At 56.5% G+C, this 17,440-nt stretch carries 12 protein-coding genes and 1 pseudogene; 6 read left to right on the top strand and 7 right to left on the bottom strand.

The features are described from left to right. Nucleotides 1–76: 76 nt before the first annotated feature. Both QPM17_RS20630 and QPM17_RS20625 read right to left on the bottom strand, forming a co-directional pair. Nucleotides 77–387 (bottom strand): annotated as a pseudogene (locus QPM17_RS20630) (transposase); the annotation flags it as partial. Between the two features lie 97 nt (nucleotides 388–484). Continuing rightward, nucleotides 485–2,710, bottom strand: coding sequence for an AAA family ATPase (locus tag QPM17_RS20625; protein ID WP_285393452.1), 2,226 nt, complete (start codon nucleotides 2,708–2,710; stop codon nucleotides 485–487). A 254-nt stretch (nucleotides 2,711–2,964) separates the two neighbouring features. Here QPM17_RS20625 and QPM17_RS20620 point away from each other — a divergent pair, with 254 nt between their 5' ends. Continuing rightward, nucleotides 2,965–4,644, top strand: coding sequence for a class I SAM-dependent methyltransferase (locus QPM17_RS20620; RefSeq protein ID WP_285393450.1), 1,680 nt, complete (start codon nucleotides 2,965–2,967; stop codon nucleotides 4,642–4,644). Nucleotides 4,645–4,838: 194 nt separating this feature from the next. Beyond that, on the top strand, nucleotides 4,839–5,000 hold the full coding sequence (locus tag QPM17_RS20615) for a hypothetical protein (RefSeq protein WP_285393448.1): 162 nt from the start codon (nucleotides 4,839–4,841) through the stop codon (nucleotides 4,998–5,000). Here the strand turns inward: QPM17_RS20615 and QPM17_RS20610 are convergent. The 4 genes from QPM17_RS20610 to QPM17_RS20595 form a co-directional block, all read right to left on the bottom strand. Further along, nucleotides 4,987–5,805, bottom strand: a complete 819-nt coding sequence (locus tag QPM17_RS20610) for an SDR family NAD(P)-dependent oxidoreductase (RefSeq protein ID WP_285393446.1) — start codon at nucleotides 5,803–5,805, stop codon at nucleotides 4,987–4,989. The two genes, QPM17_RS20615 and QPM17_RS20610, sit on opposite strands and share 14 nt — an antisense overlap. Continuing rightward, the gene (locus QPM17_RS20605; RefSeq protein ID WP_285393444.1) at nucleotides 5,802–6,368 is read right to left on the bottom strand and encodes a CIA30 family protein; all 567 of its coding nucleotides are present in this window, start codon (nucleotides 6,366–6,368) and stop codon (nucleotides 5,802–5,804) included. The genes QPM17_RS20610 and QPM17_RS20605 overlap by 4 nt, the downstream gene beginning before the upstream one ends. Nucleotides 6,369–6,417: 49 nt before the next feature. Further along, nucleotides 6,418–7,161, bottom strand: coding sequence for a ZIP family metal transporter (locus tag QPM17_RS20600; protein ID WP_285393442.1), 744 nt, complete (start codon nucleotides 7,159–7,161; stop codon nucleotides 6,418–6,420). Nucleotides 7,162–7,303: 142 nt separating this feature from the next. Further along, nucleotides 7,304–7,528, bottom strand: coding sequence for an addiction module protein (locus QPM17_RS20595; protein WP_285393441.1), 225 nt, complete (start codon nucleotides 7,526–7,528; stop codon nucleotides 7,304–7,306). Between the two features lie 112 nt (nucleotides 7,529–7,640). On the opposite strand from QPM17_RS20595, the gene QPM17_RS20590 reads away from it, so the two are divergent. From QPM17_RS20590 to QPM17_RS20575, 4 genes are read left to right on the top strand one after another with little or no spacing between them, the layout of a single operon-like run. Further along, a complete protein-coding gene (locus QPM17_RS20590) occupies nucleotides 7,641–8,423 on the top strand; it encodes a Wadjet anti-phage system protein JetD domain-containing protein (RefSeq protein WP_285393439.1) in 783 nt (260 codons plus the stop codon). Beyond that, on the top strand, nucleotides 8,416–11,355 hold the full coding sequence (locus QPM17_RS20585) for a coiled-coil domain-containing protein (protein ID WP_285393437.1): 2,940 nt from the start codon (nucleotides 8,416–8,418) through the stop codon (nucleotides 11,353–11,355). Before QPM17_RS20590 ends, QPM17_RS20585 begins: the two co-directional genes overlap by 8 nt. Beyond that, on the top strand, nucleotides 11,348–12,775 hold the full coding sequence (locus QPM17_RS20580; RefSeq protein ID WP_285393435.1) for a hypothetical protein: 1,428 nt from the start codon (nucleotides 11,348–11,350) through the stop codon (nucleotides 12,773–12,775). Before QPM17_RS20585 ends, QPM17_RS20580 begins: the two co-directional genes overlap by 8 nt. Then, nucleotides 12,768–13,337 (top strand): condensin complex protein MksE, encoded by a 570-nt coding sequence (locus QPM17_RS20575; RefSeq protein WP_285393433.1) that lies wholly within the window; start codon nucleotides 12,768–12,770, stop codon nucleotides 13,335–13,337. Before QPM17_RS20580 ends, QPM17_RS20575 begins: the two co-directional genes overlap by 8 nt. 383 nt (nucleotides 13,338–13,720) lie before the next feature. On the opposite strand, the gene QPM17_RS20570 is transcribed toward QPM17_RS20575, so the two are convergent. Continuing rightward, complete coding sequence (locus tag QPM17_RS20570) at nucleotides 13,721–17,437, bottom strand: DNA/RNA non-specific endonuclease (protein WP_285393431.1); 3,717 nt, start codon at nucleotides 17,435–17,437, stop codon at nucleotides 13,721–13,723. Nucleotides 17,438–17,440: the final 3 nt, after the last annotated feature.

The raw sequence follows: 17,440 nt of genomic DNA, 5'->3' as shown, positions 1-17,440 counted from the left end.
ATGGCTGTTCACGTTGAACCAGAATAGGTGTTCACGTTCGTCCGGAATGGGTGTTCATGATGGGCCGGAATATGCACGTCTCCGACAGCATGGTGCGCACAGCCTCGCGCTTGTTCCCGACGGTCAGTACTTTCGGTTGAGAGCAGCCTTCAGAGCTTCGGTGTCCAGCATGGACTCGGCCAGCAATTTCTTGAGCCGGGCATTCTCTTCCTCCAGGGCCTTCAAACGACGGGCCTCAGAGACCTCCAGGCCACCGTATTTCTTGCGCCAGGTGTAGAAGGTTGCGTCCGAAATGTTGTACTTCCGGCACAGCTCTTTGACCGGCAGGCCAGCCTCGGCTTCCTTCAGAATGGGAATGATCTGTTCTTCGGTGAATCGCTTTTTCATGTTCATCGTCCTCTCTGGTGATGAACATTACTAAGATCAGGATGGATTAGAAAGTTGGGTGCAGGTCAATTTTGTATGGGGATTGTCGTAGGCATCGCTAGGCCAACAACTCATCCACGATGTTTTGAGCGGTTGCAGGATCGTCAAACCAGTACTCCCAAATCAAGGGTGCGATCTCAAACCGAATAATTTCCTCGAACCACGCATCATCATAAATGCCGTTTGCCGGCGCACCGCAGAAGAAACTGTGGCCGATGCAAAAGCCAGGACCTAAATTGGCGGTATCGCGAGAGATCCTTTGATTCAACGCCATCATGCGGGTCGTAATTTTTGTAATCATGCGGTCGTCAGCGCCCGCATCTTTCAACTCCCGCGCAAATTCTTCGCTTCGGTATTCTGGAAGCAGGTCCACAAACGCGAACCGGCGGCGCAGTGCATAATCGACGATTGCGAGAGATCGGTCAGCCGTATTCATTAGTCCGATCAAGTAGAGGTTTTCAGGTATGAAAAAGCGTTCACTAAGATTTTTGCTGTAAGTAAGAGGAACCTGCCAGTCTCTCCCTCGCTTGTCAGACTCAATCAGAAGCAAAAGCTCGCCAAAGATTTTGCTTAAATTGCCTCGGTTGATTTCATCAATGATGAAGACGTAAGGGCGCTCCGGGTCGGCCGCTGCTTTTGTGCAAAATTGGTGAAAGAGTCCATTTTCAAGCTCAAAGCCCGCATCACTGGGGCGATAACCCTGTACGAAGTCTTCATAGGAATAGGACTGATGAAATTGGATCATTTCGATCCGGTTGAGATCCTTCGACTTCATTAATGCATAGGCGAAGCGCTTTGCGATGAAGGATTTGCCGACACCTGGCGGGCCTTGGAGTACGATGTTTTTCTTGCGGTGCAGCAACGCTAAAACCTGATCGATTCTCTCTCGACTCATGAACACATCGGCCATTGCGGTCTCAGTGCTCACCGTTTGGGCTGTCTCTTCTTCGGGTTCATATCCCGCCGGCGAGGGTTCGCCTATTACGTTTGTCGTTTCTTCTTGCCGATTCAATCCTAAAACTTCGGTGTACTCTTCGATGAGTTCGGCCAAGTCTGAATCGACTTGTTCTTGATCAAGCGGTTCTGAGAGATCATAAACGGCATGCACGTAGGAACCGCCATAACGGATGGCAGGTTTGTGATATTCAGTTTGAAAAAACTCATCGACTGTCTGCGTTTCTTCTCCGACTTCCCAATTGATCGCAGGGGGATTTGCGGCACTGACGCCCTTGGCAAGAATTAAAACCTTTTCTGCGCGGAAATACAGATAAACGGGATTAATCCCTTTCATGGGGCGCTGGCCAGGACCCAGCAGGGCGATCCAGGGAACGTGAGCTTGGTTGCCTGCACCAAAGCTCACCCGCATCGTTAGTCCTGCATGTTTTCCGGGGTAATCTTTCGTTCTCAAATCGTCCGTGTGAGCTTGTTCGAGAAAGGTTAGCAAGGTGGGATAGATTGTTTGGTCCGTAGATGCCTCGGAATTCGTCGTGTTCTGCCACAGGGCTTTCAGGGGTGGGACGTACCAGTCAAGTTCCGTGTTGGGATATTGTGTTTGCTGTTCGGCTCGAATTTCCGCTAATTTCTGGTCAACTTGAAATGCCGACATCTTACGAGCGTCTTTTGGTTCGATGAGCGCAAAATTCTGCAGTATTTTTAATCGATCTCGATTACCAAAGATTCTCTCGTGAGAATCGGGAAATAACAGAAACAGAATCATATGGCGAAACTGTCGTTTGTCATTTTCTGGGATCTGCTCGCAGAAGCCTGCAAAGGCTTCTCCATTGGATAGCAGCTCTAAACGTTTATTTTGATCCTCGGTCAAAAACTGCTTGAACAAAAGAACAGCGTAAACGAGCTCCTTCCAACGAAGGTGGCTATATGCTGTCCCTCCACTGCCGATCCCGGCTAGAGCTTCTTCGCCAATTAACGAGGCATTTTCCGGCAATGACCTGCCTGCCCAGGATAAAATAATCTCTACGTTGTCGCGCTTTTTAGCCGGACCAATGTTGCTGGGACACAAGAGCATCACCCACAAGATTTCGGCGCAAAGAATCTTCGCATCATCGCTGACTGGCTCGAGTTGCTTTTCTAGCTTTTCAAGGAAGTTGCCACTGCCGTAGTCTAGGTTGTCTACGTAGTGAGTTATCAGCTCTTCGATACTTTCCGGCGTCCAAATTTTGCCAAAACCAAATACAGATTCGCCTTTGAGAAGTGAGTCTTTTTTCCATATTTCAGACGCTTGCAAAATCGCTTCTGAATCCTTGGTACCACAAAACCTGCTCACAAATGGACTCCGAATTGCTGAAATGGATTGATTATTTGATGGTCCTCACTTTAAACCGCATATTCGAGGATTGCGAGCAGGGGCGGCGACCGTGTCATGCGTTTGAAGCGATTGTTCTTCGTGTCTTTTGCATATGCTCTGTAGGCTGAATTCAGGGCACAGCATTCGTCCGAATGCCTTTTCCTTGATAAGCTGATCGACAATTTAGGAGAGCTTTGAGTTGATGCCTTTATCCCGTGGTGGAATAGATACTCGTGACTGACGTATACAGCCAGAAGGCTAAGGCTTTCTATGACCAGTACCAGTCACTTACCTTTGAGCAGGTTCATCAGGACTGGCTCTCGTTCCTTGGCGATAAATCAGGCCTTGCTCTGGATGTCGGCGCAGGCAGCGGTCGCGATGCCAGCGCTCTTGCAGCGCAGGGCTGGGATGTTGTCGCGGTAGAGCCCGCAGCTGGCCTACGAGAGTTGGGGCAGGGCGCTACTCGCAATCAGAGCATTCACTGGATAGACGATCAATTACCCGATCTAGGTAAGATTCGGAAGCTGAGCTATCGCTTCGATCTAATTCTTGTTTCCGCTGTCTGGATGCATATTCCACCCTCCGATCGTGAACGTGCCTTTCGAATCCTGACTGAGCTTCTGGCGCCCGGTGGGATGCTGGTGATTACGCTTCGGCATGGGCCTGGTGATGGCGAACGGCTTTTTTACGATGTCAGTAGGGAAGAACTGGAGGTTTTTGCCAAACGCCGGGCACTGATCCCGCTTCCTTTGCCGGTTGGGCGCAATAAGGATGAGCTCCAGAGGAACGAAGTTTCCTGGGAGACCCTGGCTTTTCGATTGGCGGACGATGGTACTGGCGCATTGCCGACAGTTCGTCACATTATCGTCAATGATAATAAGTCCTCAACTTACAAGTTGGGTTTGCTGAGAACCCTAGTCCGGATTGCTGACAGTGCACCCGGCTTGGCGCTTAAACGTACCGATGACTGGGTGGATATCCCGCTTGGTGCGGTCGGGCTGTTCTGGATTATGCTTTATCACCCTCTGGTTCTCCGGCATCAACTGAGGCAAGCGCCAGGTAGCCGCGGCTATGGCTTTGCCACGGAGGATTTCTTCAAGCTGCAGAGTTTCACGCCCCTGGATTTCAGAGTGGGAATGTCGCTGTCGGCGGATGTTGCTCCGGTCGTCCTGCGCGCTATCCGGGACGCCTGCTCGACCATTCTCAAGAACCCTGCTCATTTCACGACATGGCCTGGGAGTAACCGCCCGATCTTCGAGGGTGGTTCGGCCAGGATGATTATCAAGAAGGCACCCGTGCGTTTGGACAAAGCAACGCTTTCCCGGTTCGGTACCTTCCGTGTTCCTTCATTTCTCTGGGATGCATTCAGTCGCTATGCGTGCTGGATTGAGCCAGCGATTGTTAATGAATGGATTGATTTGATGGGTAGCTGGGATCTGCGTTACCGCATGGATGACTATCATCGTGGTTTACAGTGGGTGGAAGGTCGGCGCGATACGTCAGCTGTCCGTCAACTGATTAACCAGCAGCTTGAGACTGGTCGGGTCGAGTGCGTATGGACAGCCCAAAATCTCAAAGCGACGCGGTTTGACGTCGACCACTGTTTTCCATGGTCACGATGGAACAACAACGATCTCTGGAATCTGATGCCAGCGACTCATAGGGCGAATGCCTCTAAGTCCGAAAAGCTGCCCGGGGACCTGCTGCTCAAGGAGGCGCACCCTCGAGTGGTGAACTGGTGGGAGCAAGCCATTGTGGGCACGTCTCGCGAAGAGCAATTCTTCTCCGAGGCCGAAGCCTCGCTACCATTGCTTGGGCAAGAACGAACCCTGGAAGGCGTGTTTGAGGGAATGCTTCAGCAGCGATTGAGACTGAAGACCAATCTTCAGCTGGCAGAATGGTTGGGCGTGTAAATTACATGGGCGAGATTGGCCTTTAAGGAAAAGTTGAAAAGAAACCTTATGACAAAACAGCAGGTATTCTCCATGCCCCGATCGCCCCTCGCCCAACCCCTGAAACTCCCCTGCGGAGCAGTCCTGCCTAACCGTATTGCCAAGGCCGCGATGACCGAGGGGCTGGCAGACGATCAGCTATACGCCAAAAAAACGTGTTGGGCGGGCAGGCCTGGTACTACCAGCAGATTATCCGGCTGGCGGGTGACGAAGAGGCTGATCCGGACCTGGGTATCCTCAAAGCCGTCGGGGCATATGTGAAGGATGAACTGAGCCGGGCCTTCCTCACCCGACGTGCCCGCCTTATTGCAAGATGATTCTCTGGATCGACCGGGGAATAAACCGGGTGATAAATTCGGCAGCGTAGGTCTGGGGTGTAACCAGATATCGAGGCTTGGGACGTCCCGCTTCTGCAGCCCTGACAATCTTTTTCGCGACGTCCGACGCACTGGCTGTAAAGGGCTTGATTCTGGCGCCTGGCGCGAGCGCTGCTTCCATTGCTTTGTACTTTTCCCGGTGCACGGCGCTTGTCCGGCCAAGCAAAGGCTGCAAAGCGGCCAGGGCATGTTCTCTGAACCGGGTCACCACGGGGCCAGGGAGCACAAGCGAGACACTTTCCAGGCTTTTGCTGCCCTGTTCATCAAACCAGAAGCTTTCATGGGCAGTGTTCATCGCGGCTTTGGCGGCACAGTAAGCGCCTTTCATTTTCTGGGGCGCGATGGAGAGCACAGAGCTGACCGCAATGACCCGCAAGGGTATGCCGTGTTGTTCGCAGAGTCTCAGGCAGACAGCAGCCAGCTTGATGGGGCCGAATACGTGGGTGCTGAACTGCTTTTGCCACATGGATTCGGACAGGTCACGAAGCGCACCGAATTGCCCGTAACCCGAGTTATTAACCAAAATAACTCGGTTGGCGCCCGCGATTTCGGTGTCAAGAGCGCCTGCAAGCCCTTCAATCTGCTCAAAGGATTCAAGGTCCAGCGCTAGCTCCAGATCGGCTGACTCGACGCCTGCTGGCTGACGGGACAGGGCGATTACCCTGTAGCCTTTCTGAGCAAACAGGGCACAGGTCTCATTGCCTATGCCGGCGCTGGCACCGGTTACCAGGGCGAGTTTGGTCATCGGATTAACCTCCAATCCTGCATCCTCAGTCGAAATTCACCGACCTGTCGCCCGGAAACGAACAGGCTGACTGAGGCCAGGTGTTCAAGATCCATTGGTTCCGCATCGGTAATTGTCTTGCCGCGCCAGGTAGGAACGAAATCACTGAACGGTAGTTGTATGCGGCTCCAGTCTTCCGTATCCGGTGTGAACGCATGCTGGTACACAATGCTGCGCCGGTCGGTGCTGTTGCGAAGCCCGATCTTGTAGGTTTTGCCGTCGCCCCGGGCAAGAAGTTCGATGCCGGTGTAGTGAGAGGCATCGAAAGGTTCCGGCAGGTCCGCTTTAACGGAGGCAAATCCGCCGCCGTTATCCAGTCGCACAGTGCCGTGGAAGATACCAACGCCGTCGTCAGTGCGAGCAACGGTTCCGTCAGATTGCCCACCCATCACTCGGTCACCGAGGGGCATCCAGGTTAACTGGCCTACGTTCGGAATGAACGAGACTAGTGTTGGGGATTTACTGGTGTTCCCGGAAAGATTGTTTTCCTTCATGGAGTTGCCTTCGAAAGATAGAAAATTCATGAAGTACTGCTGTCCACAATAACGTCTTCGCCAGCCAGTATTCCCGTTGTCATCGGATGGCCACCTGAAAAGCCATCATTGCCAGAAACGCCAATACAATGACCACACCAACGGAAGCCGGCTCCAGCCTTTTATTGGCATCTGGTAAAAGCTCGGCAAACACCATCCAGATCATGGCGCCTGCGGCCAGACCGAGGCCGAAGGGAAGCACGGGTTTGAAGATACTTACGAACAGGTAGGCCGGAATGGCCATCAGCGGTTGCGGCAAGCTGCTGAAAATACTCCAGCCAGCCGCTTTTGTGACCGACATGCCTCTTGGTACCAGTATAAGTGCAATGGCAAGACCTTCCGGAATGTTGTGAACGGCGATGGCGGCGGTGATAAAAACGCCGAGATCCCGACTGCCACCGTAGGAAACGCCGACGCCGATGCCCTCTGCGAAGGAATGGGCAGTCATAACGCCAACGATGAGCAATGCCTTTTTAGCGTCAGCACCCTGTAACGCACTGACGTCCGGGGCTCCCTGTTTCTCGATCCATCGGTAGGCCAGGTAGACCAGCACCAGGCCCGAAACCATGCCAGCGAGTGTGAGCCATTCCTGCTTTGTCAGGCCTTCTTCGATGAGACTATGGCTTGCCGCAAGCATCAGGCCGGCTGCGATCGCAGCACCGATGCTGAGCCACTTTTGATCGACTTTTTCACTAATGGCCAGTGGCAGCGCACCCAGCCCCGTGGTCAGGGCGGTGATTAGTGCTGCTATGAAAACCGTTGTGAGGGTGACTTCGAGAACCATTCTGACTCTTTAGACCGGTGTGGGTGAGTCACACTGGCGGCTGGATCGGCGAGATAAACTTCTGGGCCTGTTTGGATTTATTCGTAGTAATTGATTGCATCATTCAATTCCGCTTCCGCTGCGGGGTGAAAGGAATAATCCATTAATTTTGCAGCCTGCTCCGAATCTTTCTGAAAACCTCATCGCCGGGCACTGGTTCTACCCTGCCGGAATCCAGTTCGTCCAGGCGGCTCTCGGCAACTTCTACCCATTTTTCGTCAATACTGGCTTCGATTGGGTTTAGGCTTTTCAATAATGACTCTACGACCAGCGCTCGTTCGTCGACAGGGAGAGCGCTAGCCTCGTCAATTAAATCCTGAAGGCGCATAGTGTTTGCTCCAAGAGTGGTGAGGGGCCATGTATGGTATCCATATTAACGCTTTATGAGTTATTTTGCTTCCCAGCCCATAAGCAACTCCAAGATTAACTGTGGTGCGCCCTTGAACGACTACCTCGAGAAAATCCTGCGCGGCCAACCCATTAACTATGAAGCTTTCCTGAAGAAACTGCCGGAGGCGTTTCGGCGCCACCATAGGGAGGTCTTTGCGACAGAAAAGGTGCAAACCAACCGGTGGATGGTCAGGGTGCTGGATGAAGCCGCTTTCGCGGAGTTGCAGAACGTTGCGGAGGCTCCGGTAAGCAGGATCGACGCGGCTAAAAAAGGTGACTCCCATCGCCATGGTACTGAGGTCAGTTTTCTTCTGGTTTACCATCGGGGGTTGGCATCCAGCCGGCCGGATGTGGTGGTTATCGAAAGCGATTCTGTTGATATCGGTTTTCAGCGCGCAGGCTCCGTACTGGTTGTCGAGAACGAACGTAACTTCTACCAATATCCACAGATGCTTCAGTTTGCCGGTGAGGCGCTGGGTAGGGCTCTGCATCTGGCGGACTGTGATGTGGTATTAGGCGGCGGCAACCGTATTACCCGTGGCGCAACTCTCGATTGGTTGAAGGGCTACGAAGACGTATTCTGCGCATTCGATTATGATGCCGGTGGTCTGCAGATGTTCTCGACGGTGGCGGCCTCTCTCGGTGACAAAGCCACGTTTGTGCAGCCGAGCAACTGGCAACCGTGGCGCACCCGGTTTTGCAGGGTGCCGGACAGCACGGAACGTTTCACAAAAGCAGTTTCGCTGGCGGAGGGGCTGGGATTCATGTCCCTGGCAGAGACTTTTCGTACGACCGGCAAATTCATGGAACAGGAGATGATTCTGGATGAGTGACTCCCAGGGGAGCCCAGGCAATTTCAATTTTGGCATCCGCCGTCTGGTGCTGGTGGACTCCGCCGGCTTCTGTTACGTGGAAATTCCGGTGGACAACCACGGCCTGATCCTGGGCCCGGGCAATCTGGGCAAGTCCAGCCTATTAAACAGCCTGCGTCTGTTTCTGCTGCCAGAAAACAACTTCAAGAACAGCCGCAAGAAATTCGCGTTTCGCAATGCCAGTGCCGGCAGCTTTTACACCAACGAGGAAAGCTACCAGCATTATTTTCCCAGCCAGTTCAGCTTTCTGATCATGGAGGCGGAGAACCCGGCCGGGGTGCATTGCCAGATCCTGTACCGGGACAGCGCCAGTCAGCTCAGCTATGGCCGGGCTTTCGTGCCGGTTGGGTACGACCAGCTGCGGCACCTGTTCTGGAATGGGGATGATGAGGACGGTATTGGCCAGGCGGTGCCAGAACTGTCGTTCAGCCGTTTGTCGGAGGCCCTGAAAAAGTTCTCCAAAGATACCCGGCTGGTGAGCGACCCGGCCAGACTCAAACAGATGCTGTACAGCAGCGAGTTGATGAACGCCGATGCCGTGCGCTATTCCGTGCTGCCCCTGGGGGAGTCCGATGAGCGTCGGGTGCAGTCGCTGCGCACGCTGATCCTGCTGCTGTTTGAAATGAAGGCGGATGATCAGGCCATGGCCAATGCGGTGGCCAGCATCATCGAGGCGGACAAGAAGTTTGCCGACGATGCCTTCGATTTTAACATCGACGACTTCCTCAGCCGGCATGACCAGTTGAAGCAGCAACAGGCCCAACTGACACGAATCGAGAAAGAGCGCTCACGGTTTGAAAAGCTGCAAAGGGATTACCAGTCTTACCAGACGTTACTTCGCAGCCAGCATGACTTTGCTGCTTTTCGGGATGGTGTGACCAGTGCCTTGCAGGACATTGGGGCCAGGCGCAAGGCCGCGGTGGAGGCGTTCAATGAGCAGAACGACACACTGCGCCATGTCCTGCAGACCCTGAAAAAGCTCGAGCAGGACGCCAGCGGTCTGAAAGGCGAGATCCGTTCCGCCGACCGTCGGATCAAACAGGCGGAGCAGAATCAGAAAGATGGCGATCTGCTGGTGTCCCAGTATGGTGACAATACCCTGCAGGAAATCGAGGACATTCAGAAAGAGGAACTTGAGGGCAAGAAAGGGCATCTGGCCGCATTGAAAAGTGCCGCCCAGGCGGAGATCCGCCTGGAGCAGATCCAGAAAAAGAAGCAGGAACTGGAGCGCAAGCTGGAATCCCTGAAGGATCGGGAGAGCAAGCAGCAATGGCAGTTGCAGAACCAGCTGGATGAGGCCACTGCTGCGCCACTGCGATCGGTGGATCCACGTTTGGTCATGGCCAGTCCTGGCCAGGATCTGGACGCCGGCAGCAAGGCTGCCATCGAAGCCTTTGCCCGGCTGTTCGTACCCGGTGATAAAGGCTTTGACTGGTTTGATACCGAATACCCGGCCCAGCCAGCCCGGCAGACAGACTTTGCAGAGCAGCGGCGGCATATGGAAGGCGAGCTCAATGGCCTGGAAAAGGAACGTGCCGAGCTGGCGGACACCGCCAACCAGGAACATGACCGACCCCGGCTGATCGAGCGCACCGAAAAAGAGATCCGCGCCATCGAAAAGGATCTGGATACCCTGAGCCGTTACCCGGCGGCGGCCACCACACTGAGGGACGCCACAGAGGAAAAACAGGCGGCGGAGGAGCAGCTGGCCAAACTGGAAGAACAGGCCCGGCTGGAGCAGGAAAAGCAGGATGCCGTTCAGCAGAAGGCCGCTAAAGCCAGGGCCGAGAAAGATCGCATCGAAGAAAGGGAACGTGAACTGGCGGGCCTCAGCCGGAGCGTGGGGACCGTGGAGCACCGCTTTCCACATCTGAAAGCCGTGGACGCCGAGCAGCCGCTGGCCATTGAACAGGTTTCTGTTGCAGCTTTCGATGACCTGCAAACCCAGCTGGACGATCTGGAAGAGCGCCGCCGCAGTATCCTTGATCACTTGCGACAGTTTGTCTATCTGGGCATCCATGAAGATGCCGAGGGCGAGCTGCAGAAAGACAGCCCGGCGTCATCCGTTATCCGGGAGACGTTCAAAAGCCTGTCGGATCTGTTTGCCGGCATGGTCGAGCGCTGGAATGTGCTGGAGCAGCAGGTTGGTATTCACAATGAAACCGTGGCCAGCTACCGGCAGGCCCTGAAATCCAACCATGAGCATATTGCCCGGTTTGAAGCGCAGCTCAATCGCGAGCTGGAAGGGGTGCGCATCAACGACCTGGTGGAGATCCGTGTGGACATCCACACCGATCCGAAATTCCGCAATCTGGTGGAAGAAGCCAACAACATCGACCCTTATGGCAACCAGCTGCAGTCGGACGCGTTCTATGACCGTCTGCGGGTGTTCGTGGCGGACTTTTTCGGGGAGGGCGGTAGCAAGCGCCTGACCATGGACAAGGTGATCACCGGCATTTCCTACCGCACCCGTAAGGAAAACACCGCTAACCTGGACAAGAAAGGCCAGTCCACCTCCACCACGGCACTCATCAATCTGGAACTGGTGTACCGGCTGCTGAAACGGGTGCTGTACCCCGGCGTGCAGCTGTCGTTCCCCATGGTGCTGGACGAGCTGGCCAGCGTGGACATCAGCCAGATGCCCTCGCTGCTGGAACGGCTGCGCAGGCAGGGCTTCAACCTGTTCTCCGCCGCCACTCACAGCGCCAGCGCGGAAGTGATCTACCTGATCGGCCGGCATCTGGAAGTGGGGCAGATGCGCACGGCGCGCCCCTACAGCCCGCAGCGCACCCTGGTGTTCTGGGGCGGTGCCGAGGGTTTTACCAACGGTGAACCCGTGAGCCATTGGGGCGATCAGACCCAGAACAGTCTGCTGGAGCCGGCGGATGAGTAAACGCTTCAGCACCCTGGACACCACCCGGCTGCTGTTCGAGCACCCGAAAATCCTGTTCCGGATGATCGAGCGGATGGACCGGCACGAGAACCGGTATATCCGCGAAAGCGATCTGGTGGCCGAGGTGATGGACTACACCCGCACCCTCGGTAACGCCGACCGGGACCGGGTACGGCTGGCCCTGAACACCGACAATCTGTTCCGCAGCGGCCTGGTGATCGACATTATCAAGGCCGAGGGTGAGCGGCGGCTGGTGTTCCAGGATGCCCTGATCAACCTGATGCGGGCCTGCAACGCGTCGCTTTACCAGGAACTGACCGATGCCCGTCTGCGGGGCCATCTGGTGACCCTGCGGGATGTGCGCAATCGGCTGGAAACCAGCACTTTCAGCGATGCCGACCTGGACTACACCGAACTGAGGGATGATCTGAATGAGCGGGTCAGCCAGCTTATTGGTCTGCTTCGCCAGAATGTCCTGCGCATGCAGACCATCAGCGCCCAGCTTGCAGACCTCTCTGGTGATGCCAGTCGGGCGCCGGAGAAGTTTCTGGAATTCCGTCAGAATCTGTTTGAGCAGATCGTTACGCTGTACGAGCGCCACATCAAACCGACCCTGGTGTTCCTGAATCCGGACACCAGGCTGCCCGATGGCAGCAACCTGTTTGATACGCTGGAAGCGATGGTCCGGCTGCTTGAGAGCCACGGCGACGATAACCTGGCCGACCAGTTGTTCCGTTCCTCCATCAGCCTGAATGCCCTGTACAAGCCCATTCTGGCGGTAGCACAGGAGGTGGAGCACTTTCTGCGCAAGACCCGCCAGGGCATGGTCCAGTACAACGCCATGGAACATTTCTACGGCAAATTGCGGGACCTCAAGTCTGAAACCGAGACCCTCAGCCTTAAACGGAAATGGCTGGAAGGTGGTGACTTTGCCCGCGGCACCGGCTTCCTGGTGGGCCTTCGGGCCCAGCAGCGCCCGAAACACTATGCTTTCGGAAACTCGTCCAGCTATTACCAGTTGCTGTTCAGTGAACTGGAACTGCGGCTGAGCGATCTTCGCCGTAAAGCCCAGGTGCCTGTTCTGCAGGAAGTTGATGGCAGCGGCCGCCACACCCGCATTGATGTTCAGCGTATCAACCAGCTCTATCAATGGCTGGAAACCCTGGAGCTGCGGCCCACCACGGATCTGGTGCGGGAGCTGCACGGTCGCCTGGACGGCTTTATCCCCGGCTACCGCTTCCCCGATCTGCTGGCGGCCCTGAACCGGCTGGTAAATTCGCCACCGGAGGGCCTGCAGGTGGTCACCACCAACCGTTTCCGAATCCTGGAGCAGCCACCTGCCAGTGAGCAGTTTGTTTACCGCAGGCGTCGTCTGGAGACAGACGAGCCGGTCAATCAGGAAGAGCAACACCATGTCTGATTTCGACGATATCCTCCCGGCCCACAGCGCCGCTATCTACCGTGAATTCCAGACCGGACGGGTGATCGTACGGGATGTGTGGGACAGCAATCGCTCTGAGCTGCGGGCCAATCCGCTCTACAATCTGCTGTACAACCACCTGTCTCATTTCCGGACCTTCTATGAGCATCTCGGCAGCGAGCTGGTGTTCAACGAAACCGGCGCGTTTTTCTTTCTCAGGGAAAGCAGTGATGATGAGGGCGAGGAACACGATGAAAACGCCTTCCGGGTGCAGGTGATACTGCTGATTATCGGGCGTTATTTCGCGCGCAGTGGTCGGGACCTGGAATACCTGGGACGCCCGGATGCCGGGTTGAATGAGCAGGATCTTGCCGCTCTTGCGGGCGATGAGGAGTATCAGGAGATTCTCAGGGCCGCACGTTTTGAAAAAGGGGTGCCGGAAGCCCTGGATTACCTGGATAAACGCAACCTCATGTTTCGCGCCGGTGCCGGCCGCTGCTTTTTGAGTTCCGCGGGGCTTTATTTCCTGCAGGAGCTGGTCAGGGAGTACGAGCAGGGGTAGGGGGGAGTCTGTTCAGTAGAGGAGCAGGCCGGTGGAAACCACCGGCCAACCGCCTGTGTCGTTAACGGTATTGACCCTTGTCAGTCAGTGACTTTACCAGTGAGGCACAAATCCACTATGGGCTTCCTGCAAGCGTTCTGAAAAGCCGCTATGGGCGCGCCAATTGCCCAGTCTCATGACTGCACAGCGCATGACGCACCGCTGGACTCTCGTACTTGCCCGGCATTCTGCCCGGGGACTGCTTGGTACGCCTCATCACCGACCAACGCGGGGAACGGAATCAGCTCGTTGCTGATCCTGCCGTCATCGCGCACCGCAGCATTGCAATTTTTAATCTAGCACGTCCCCCATGCCCGGAGAAGTGTTGCGAAAATGAACGGTTTTTACGGTTCAAGGGCGTCGATTGTTGCGACCACGTTATCGGCGAGTCGGTTTATAGTTGTCAGTGCGCTCTTGTCGGCTTCGCCCAGGCCGGTTGCCACGTCTGAACCAAAGCGGTTGTAGATGCGAAGTAGCGTCGCGGCCCTGGATTCGCCAACGCCGCTCACACGTTGCACTGCCTGTTTGACCTGCTGCTCCGTGGCTCCTCTTGAGAGTGCCTCACGAATAGCTCCGGTAATAGCCCGGTTGAGCCGGTAGGTGCGGCTGCCCGTCTGCTCATTGATGGTGGCGTCCAGATCGCTTTGCCTGGGGGCTACCTCGGTATATTCCGCATTTGACTCAACGTTATCCATCGAATTGCGGTTGTCTTTATCGCTCTCGCTGGGCAGGGTGTATTCGGAAAAAATAGTGGTTTGCACCCTGTTAACCCGTTTGGCGTCCAGAGTGATGATGGCGGCCTCGCAGATCATTCGGCTGTTGATGTAATTGAAGCCCTTGTTGCTTTCCGGGTGACTGAGGACGGGGTTTCCATCCAGTTCCATTCGTACCTGGTAATCCACCCACAAGCGTTTGACGTTGACCCAGTCTTTCACTTTATTTTCGATCTGGTCCCGATGCGCCATATTGGCCTGATGGGTGATGGGGAACAGGTTCATGTCCGAGCCTTCACCCCCGAGCTGGCCATTGAGAAGGTGGCCGCGAATGTAGCGACGGTCGCCGGACAGGTTGGTGGGTGTTGTGGTGAGCTTGTCCATCAGCGAGTGGATACCATTGGCATCGCTGCCGGACGGATGGTCCGGCCCGAGCTCGGCCTCCATGGCGACACCAACCGTATGGCCACCCACAGAACCTGTTCCATAGGAAATCTGAGTTTGCTTGCCAGCCAGGCCGGTGCCGGAGGCCTCAATGGAATCCAGCACTTCCAGTTTGGGGTTGATGGCCAGCTCCACCGCGGTCTTGTCACCTTTCTGGACAAACCGGATCTGGTTCAACTGGTAACGCTGCCGGATTTTGGCAAAGTAGCGGTTTTCCAGATCTTCAGAATCCTCGGACTGCCGGAAGGCCTGTTTCAGTACTTTCTCGGCAGCTTTCAGGTCTTCCTGCTGTTGTGCCGAGGTGCGAGGCATGGGGACCGGTGGTTCGTCCAGGCTCGCGAGGGAGGGCGAGCTGGGGTGTCTGGGCCCCTGTTGCGGTGGTGCTTCTTCCTCGGGAACGGTGCTTTCCGTGCGTGCAGGCTGGCCCGCATTCCGGGTGTTCTCCGTAGCCTGATCAACTTGATCTGACCGGCCTCCGCGTTGAGGCTGGCTTCCTGTTTCCTGACTTCTGCGCTGCTCTGCCTGTGAGCGACCGCCGCCACTTCCCGCCGAGGGCCGTCCTCCGGTCTCCGGGGGCTGTTCAGCCTGGCTTGCAAGTTGCTCGGGTACTTCGTTGTCGCTTCCCGGCTGGCGGGTGGGGCCGCTCCACTCTGCACGATTCTCCAGCGTCTCCCGCGTACCCGAGGAGGGCGGGCCATCCTTGGGTATGGCATCCTGAATCAGCTGTTCTGCGTCCGGTATATCGCCACTTTCCACTTCCAGGCTTGGGGGCTCCGGGTTGGAGAAGTTGTAACTGAGCCGCGCCTGCAGAGCGAGGGTGGGGCCAAGATCCCATACCCACTCTGCCAGTTCCCATTCCTTTTCCCAGACCGTGACCCAGAGCGCTTCTATCTCCGCCCAGGCGTTCAGGCCCAGCTTGAACTTGGCGGCACCGGCCAGGGTGGCGGTGCCGTTGATCATGTAATCCCCGTCCTCGTAGGCCAGTTCCGGTATCACCGAGATGGCTCCGTAGATGCCGGCTGTGGCCATGCCTTCGATGCCCCCGGTGAGTGAGCCCAGGGCCACATCCAGCCCCAGCCCGGCCCCGATGCCCAGATAGGCCTCTGCAAACGCCGGAATGTACAGCTCGCCAGTTACCGAGAACGAGGGCAGTTCCTCTGCGCCGATGGTGTATTCTCCCGCCACTGTAATATCGCGCAGCTGCCCCGGACCGATTCCGGCCCTCAGGCCGGCGCGGATCCGTATAACGGCCACCAGGATGGCCCACAAGGGAATGTTCTGGCTGTGACTGAACAGTTCCCGCTCCATGCGCTTTTCCGGGAACAGCTCGATGGGCTCCGGAACACGGATCTCGCCACTGGTATCAACCGTACCGTCGGGGTTGATGGTAAGGGCCAGGGTGCCTTCAAGGTTAGGGGCAATTTCGGCGGTGACATCCCCGCCACCATGCAGGTTCAGGCCGCCATCCTCCTCTTGCGCCAGTGCCAGGGTGACGGTTCCGTGCAGTCGGCCATCGTCGACGCTGAAGTCCACCTGTTGCTCTGCAGACCAGAGGCCTTCCCGGTAGGTGACGTGCAGCCGGGCGCCGATGCCGGGCAGGGTGTCGCTGTCCACGCCAATGTCGGCCTCGCCCTCCAGGTCACCATCGGTCAGCGTAATCAGCACGTTGGCGGATTCAAGGCCGGGCAGGTCGGTCAGTTCCACGTTTGCGGTGACGCTGGTCGCCGCGTTTTCATAGGCTGCAGAGAATTCACCGCGACCCACACTGGCCAGGGTAATGGCCACGGTACCGCTGAAACTGACATTGGCGGACTCATCCAGACGGCCGGTAATGCGCCCGGACTCCACCGGCAAGCCCTCGGGGAAGTCGTTTGCGGTGAGCCGGAAGCCGCCGAAGAACTGTCCCTGTTCGTTGAAGCCCACGTCGCCGCTTACTTCGGAGAATCCCGGCAGAGACAGGTTGAATTCGCCGCTGCCATGGGCGCGATCGTCACGGAAACTGCCGTTGAGGGTGGCGTCCCCCAGTTCACGATAAGTGAGGTTAACGCCCTCTATATCGCCGGATAGTCGTTGGTTACGGTAGGCAAAGGTGACAGTGCCTTCGCTCATGGACAGACCGGGGACCGGCGGCTCCAGTCGCGAGGCCGGCAGCGATACACTGCCGGCGAGGTCACCCGCTTCGTCGATACCCAGTTCCGCCCGGATTCCCGAGAGCAGTGGCTGGGTAACCAGCGCATGGCCATTGCCGGCAAAGTTCCCCTCCTCGGTAAAGCGCATGGAAACCTGCCCGGAAGCCAGTCCCTCGTAGGCCAGGTCAAAGCTGAGGTTGCCGTTGAGCTTTCCCCGGGTCAGTGCGATGCGGCCGCTTCCGGTGACGGAAAGCTTCCTCATTCGTGCCGGCACCAGGTCCGCGCCTTCGATGTCTACGGCGGCGGAGAGCTCGCGATTTTCGTCCAGGGACAGGGTCAGGTCCGGATTATTGAGAGCAGGCAACTGCGCCGTGGCAGTGAGCTCGCCGTTCAGGCTTGCAAGGCCGCTGTTATCCAGTGACAGGGTGGCCTGGGCGGATTCCAGGTACGGCACGGCGAGTTCGGCATTGAGACGACCGCGGTTGCGGTTGGTGTTATAGCGGAAACGGGTCAGGCGAAGCCCGGGAATGCCAAGATTGAGTGCAGAAAGATCGGCGCTGAGCTGGTTCTCCCCTTCAATATTCTCGGCACTGATACGAACACCGCTTCCCAGGCCCACCACAAAGCTGCCGTCTTCCATCAGGCCGGTAACGGCCGTATTGCTGGCGCCCGCTTCACCATTTTGTGGCTGCTGGGCCGCCGGAGCTGGCCGGGGTGCCGGCTCCGTGGTCTGTGACTGGCTTCGGGGTGAGGCTGTAGCGGTGGTCTGGCTCATGGT

This window comes from Marinobacter azerbaijanicus, from assembly GCF_030250645.1.
GTDB lineage: Bacteria > Pseudomonadota > Gammaproteobacteria > Pseudomonadales > Oleiphilaceae > Marinobacter > Marinobacter azerbaijanicus.
The sequence above is the reverse complement of the archived record's forward strand: the minus strand, read 5'-3'. Positions and strand labels throughout refer to the sequence as shown.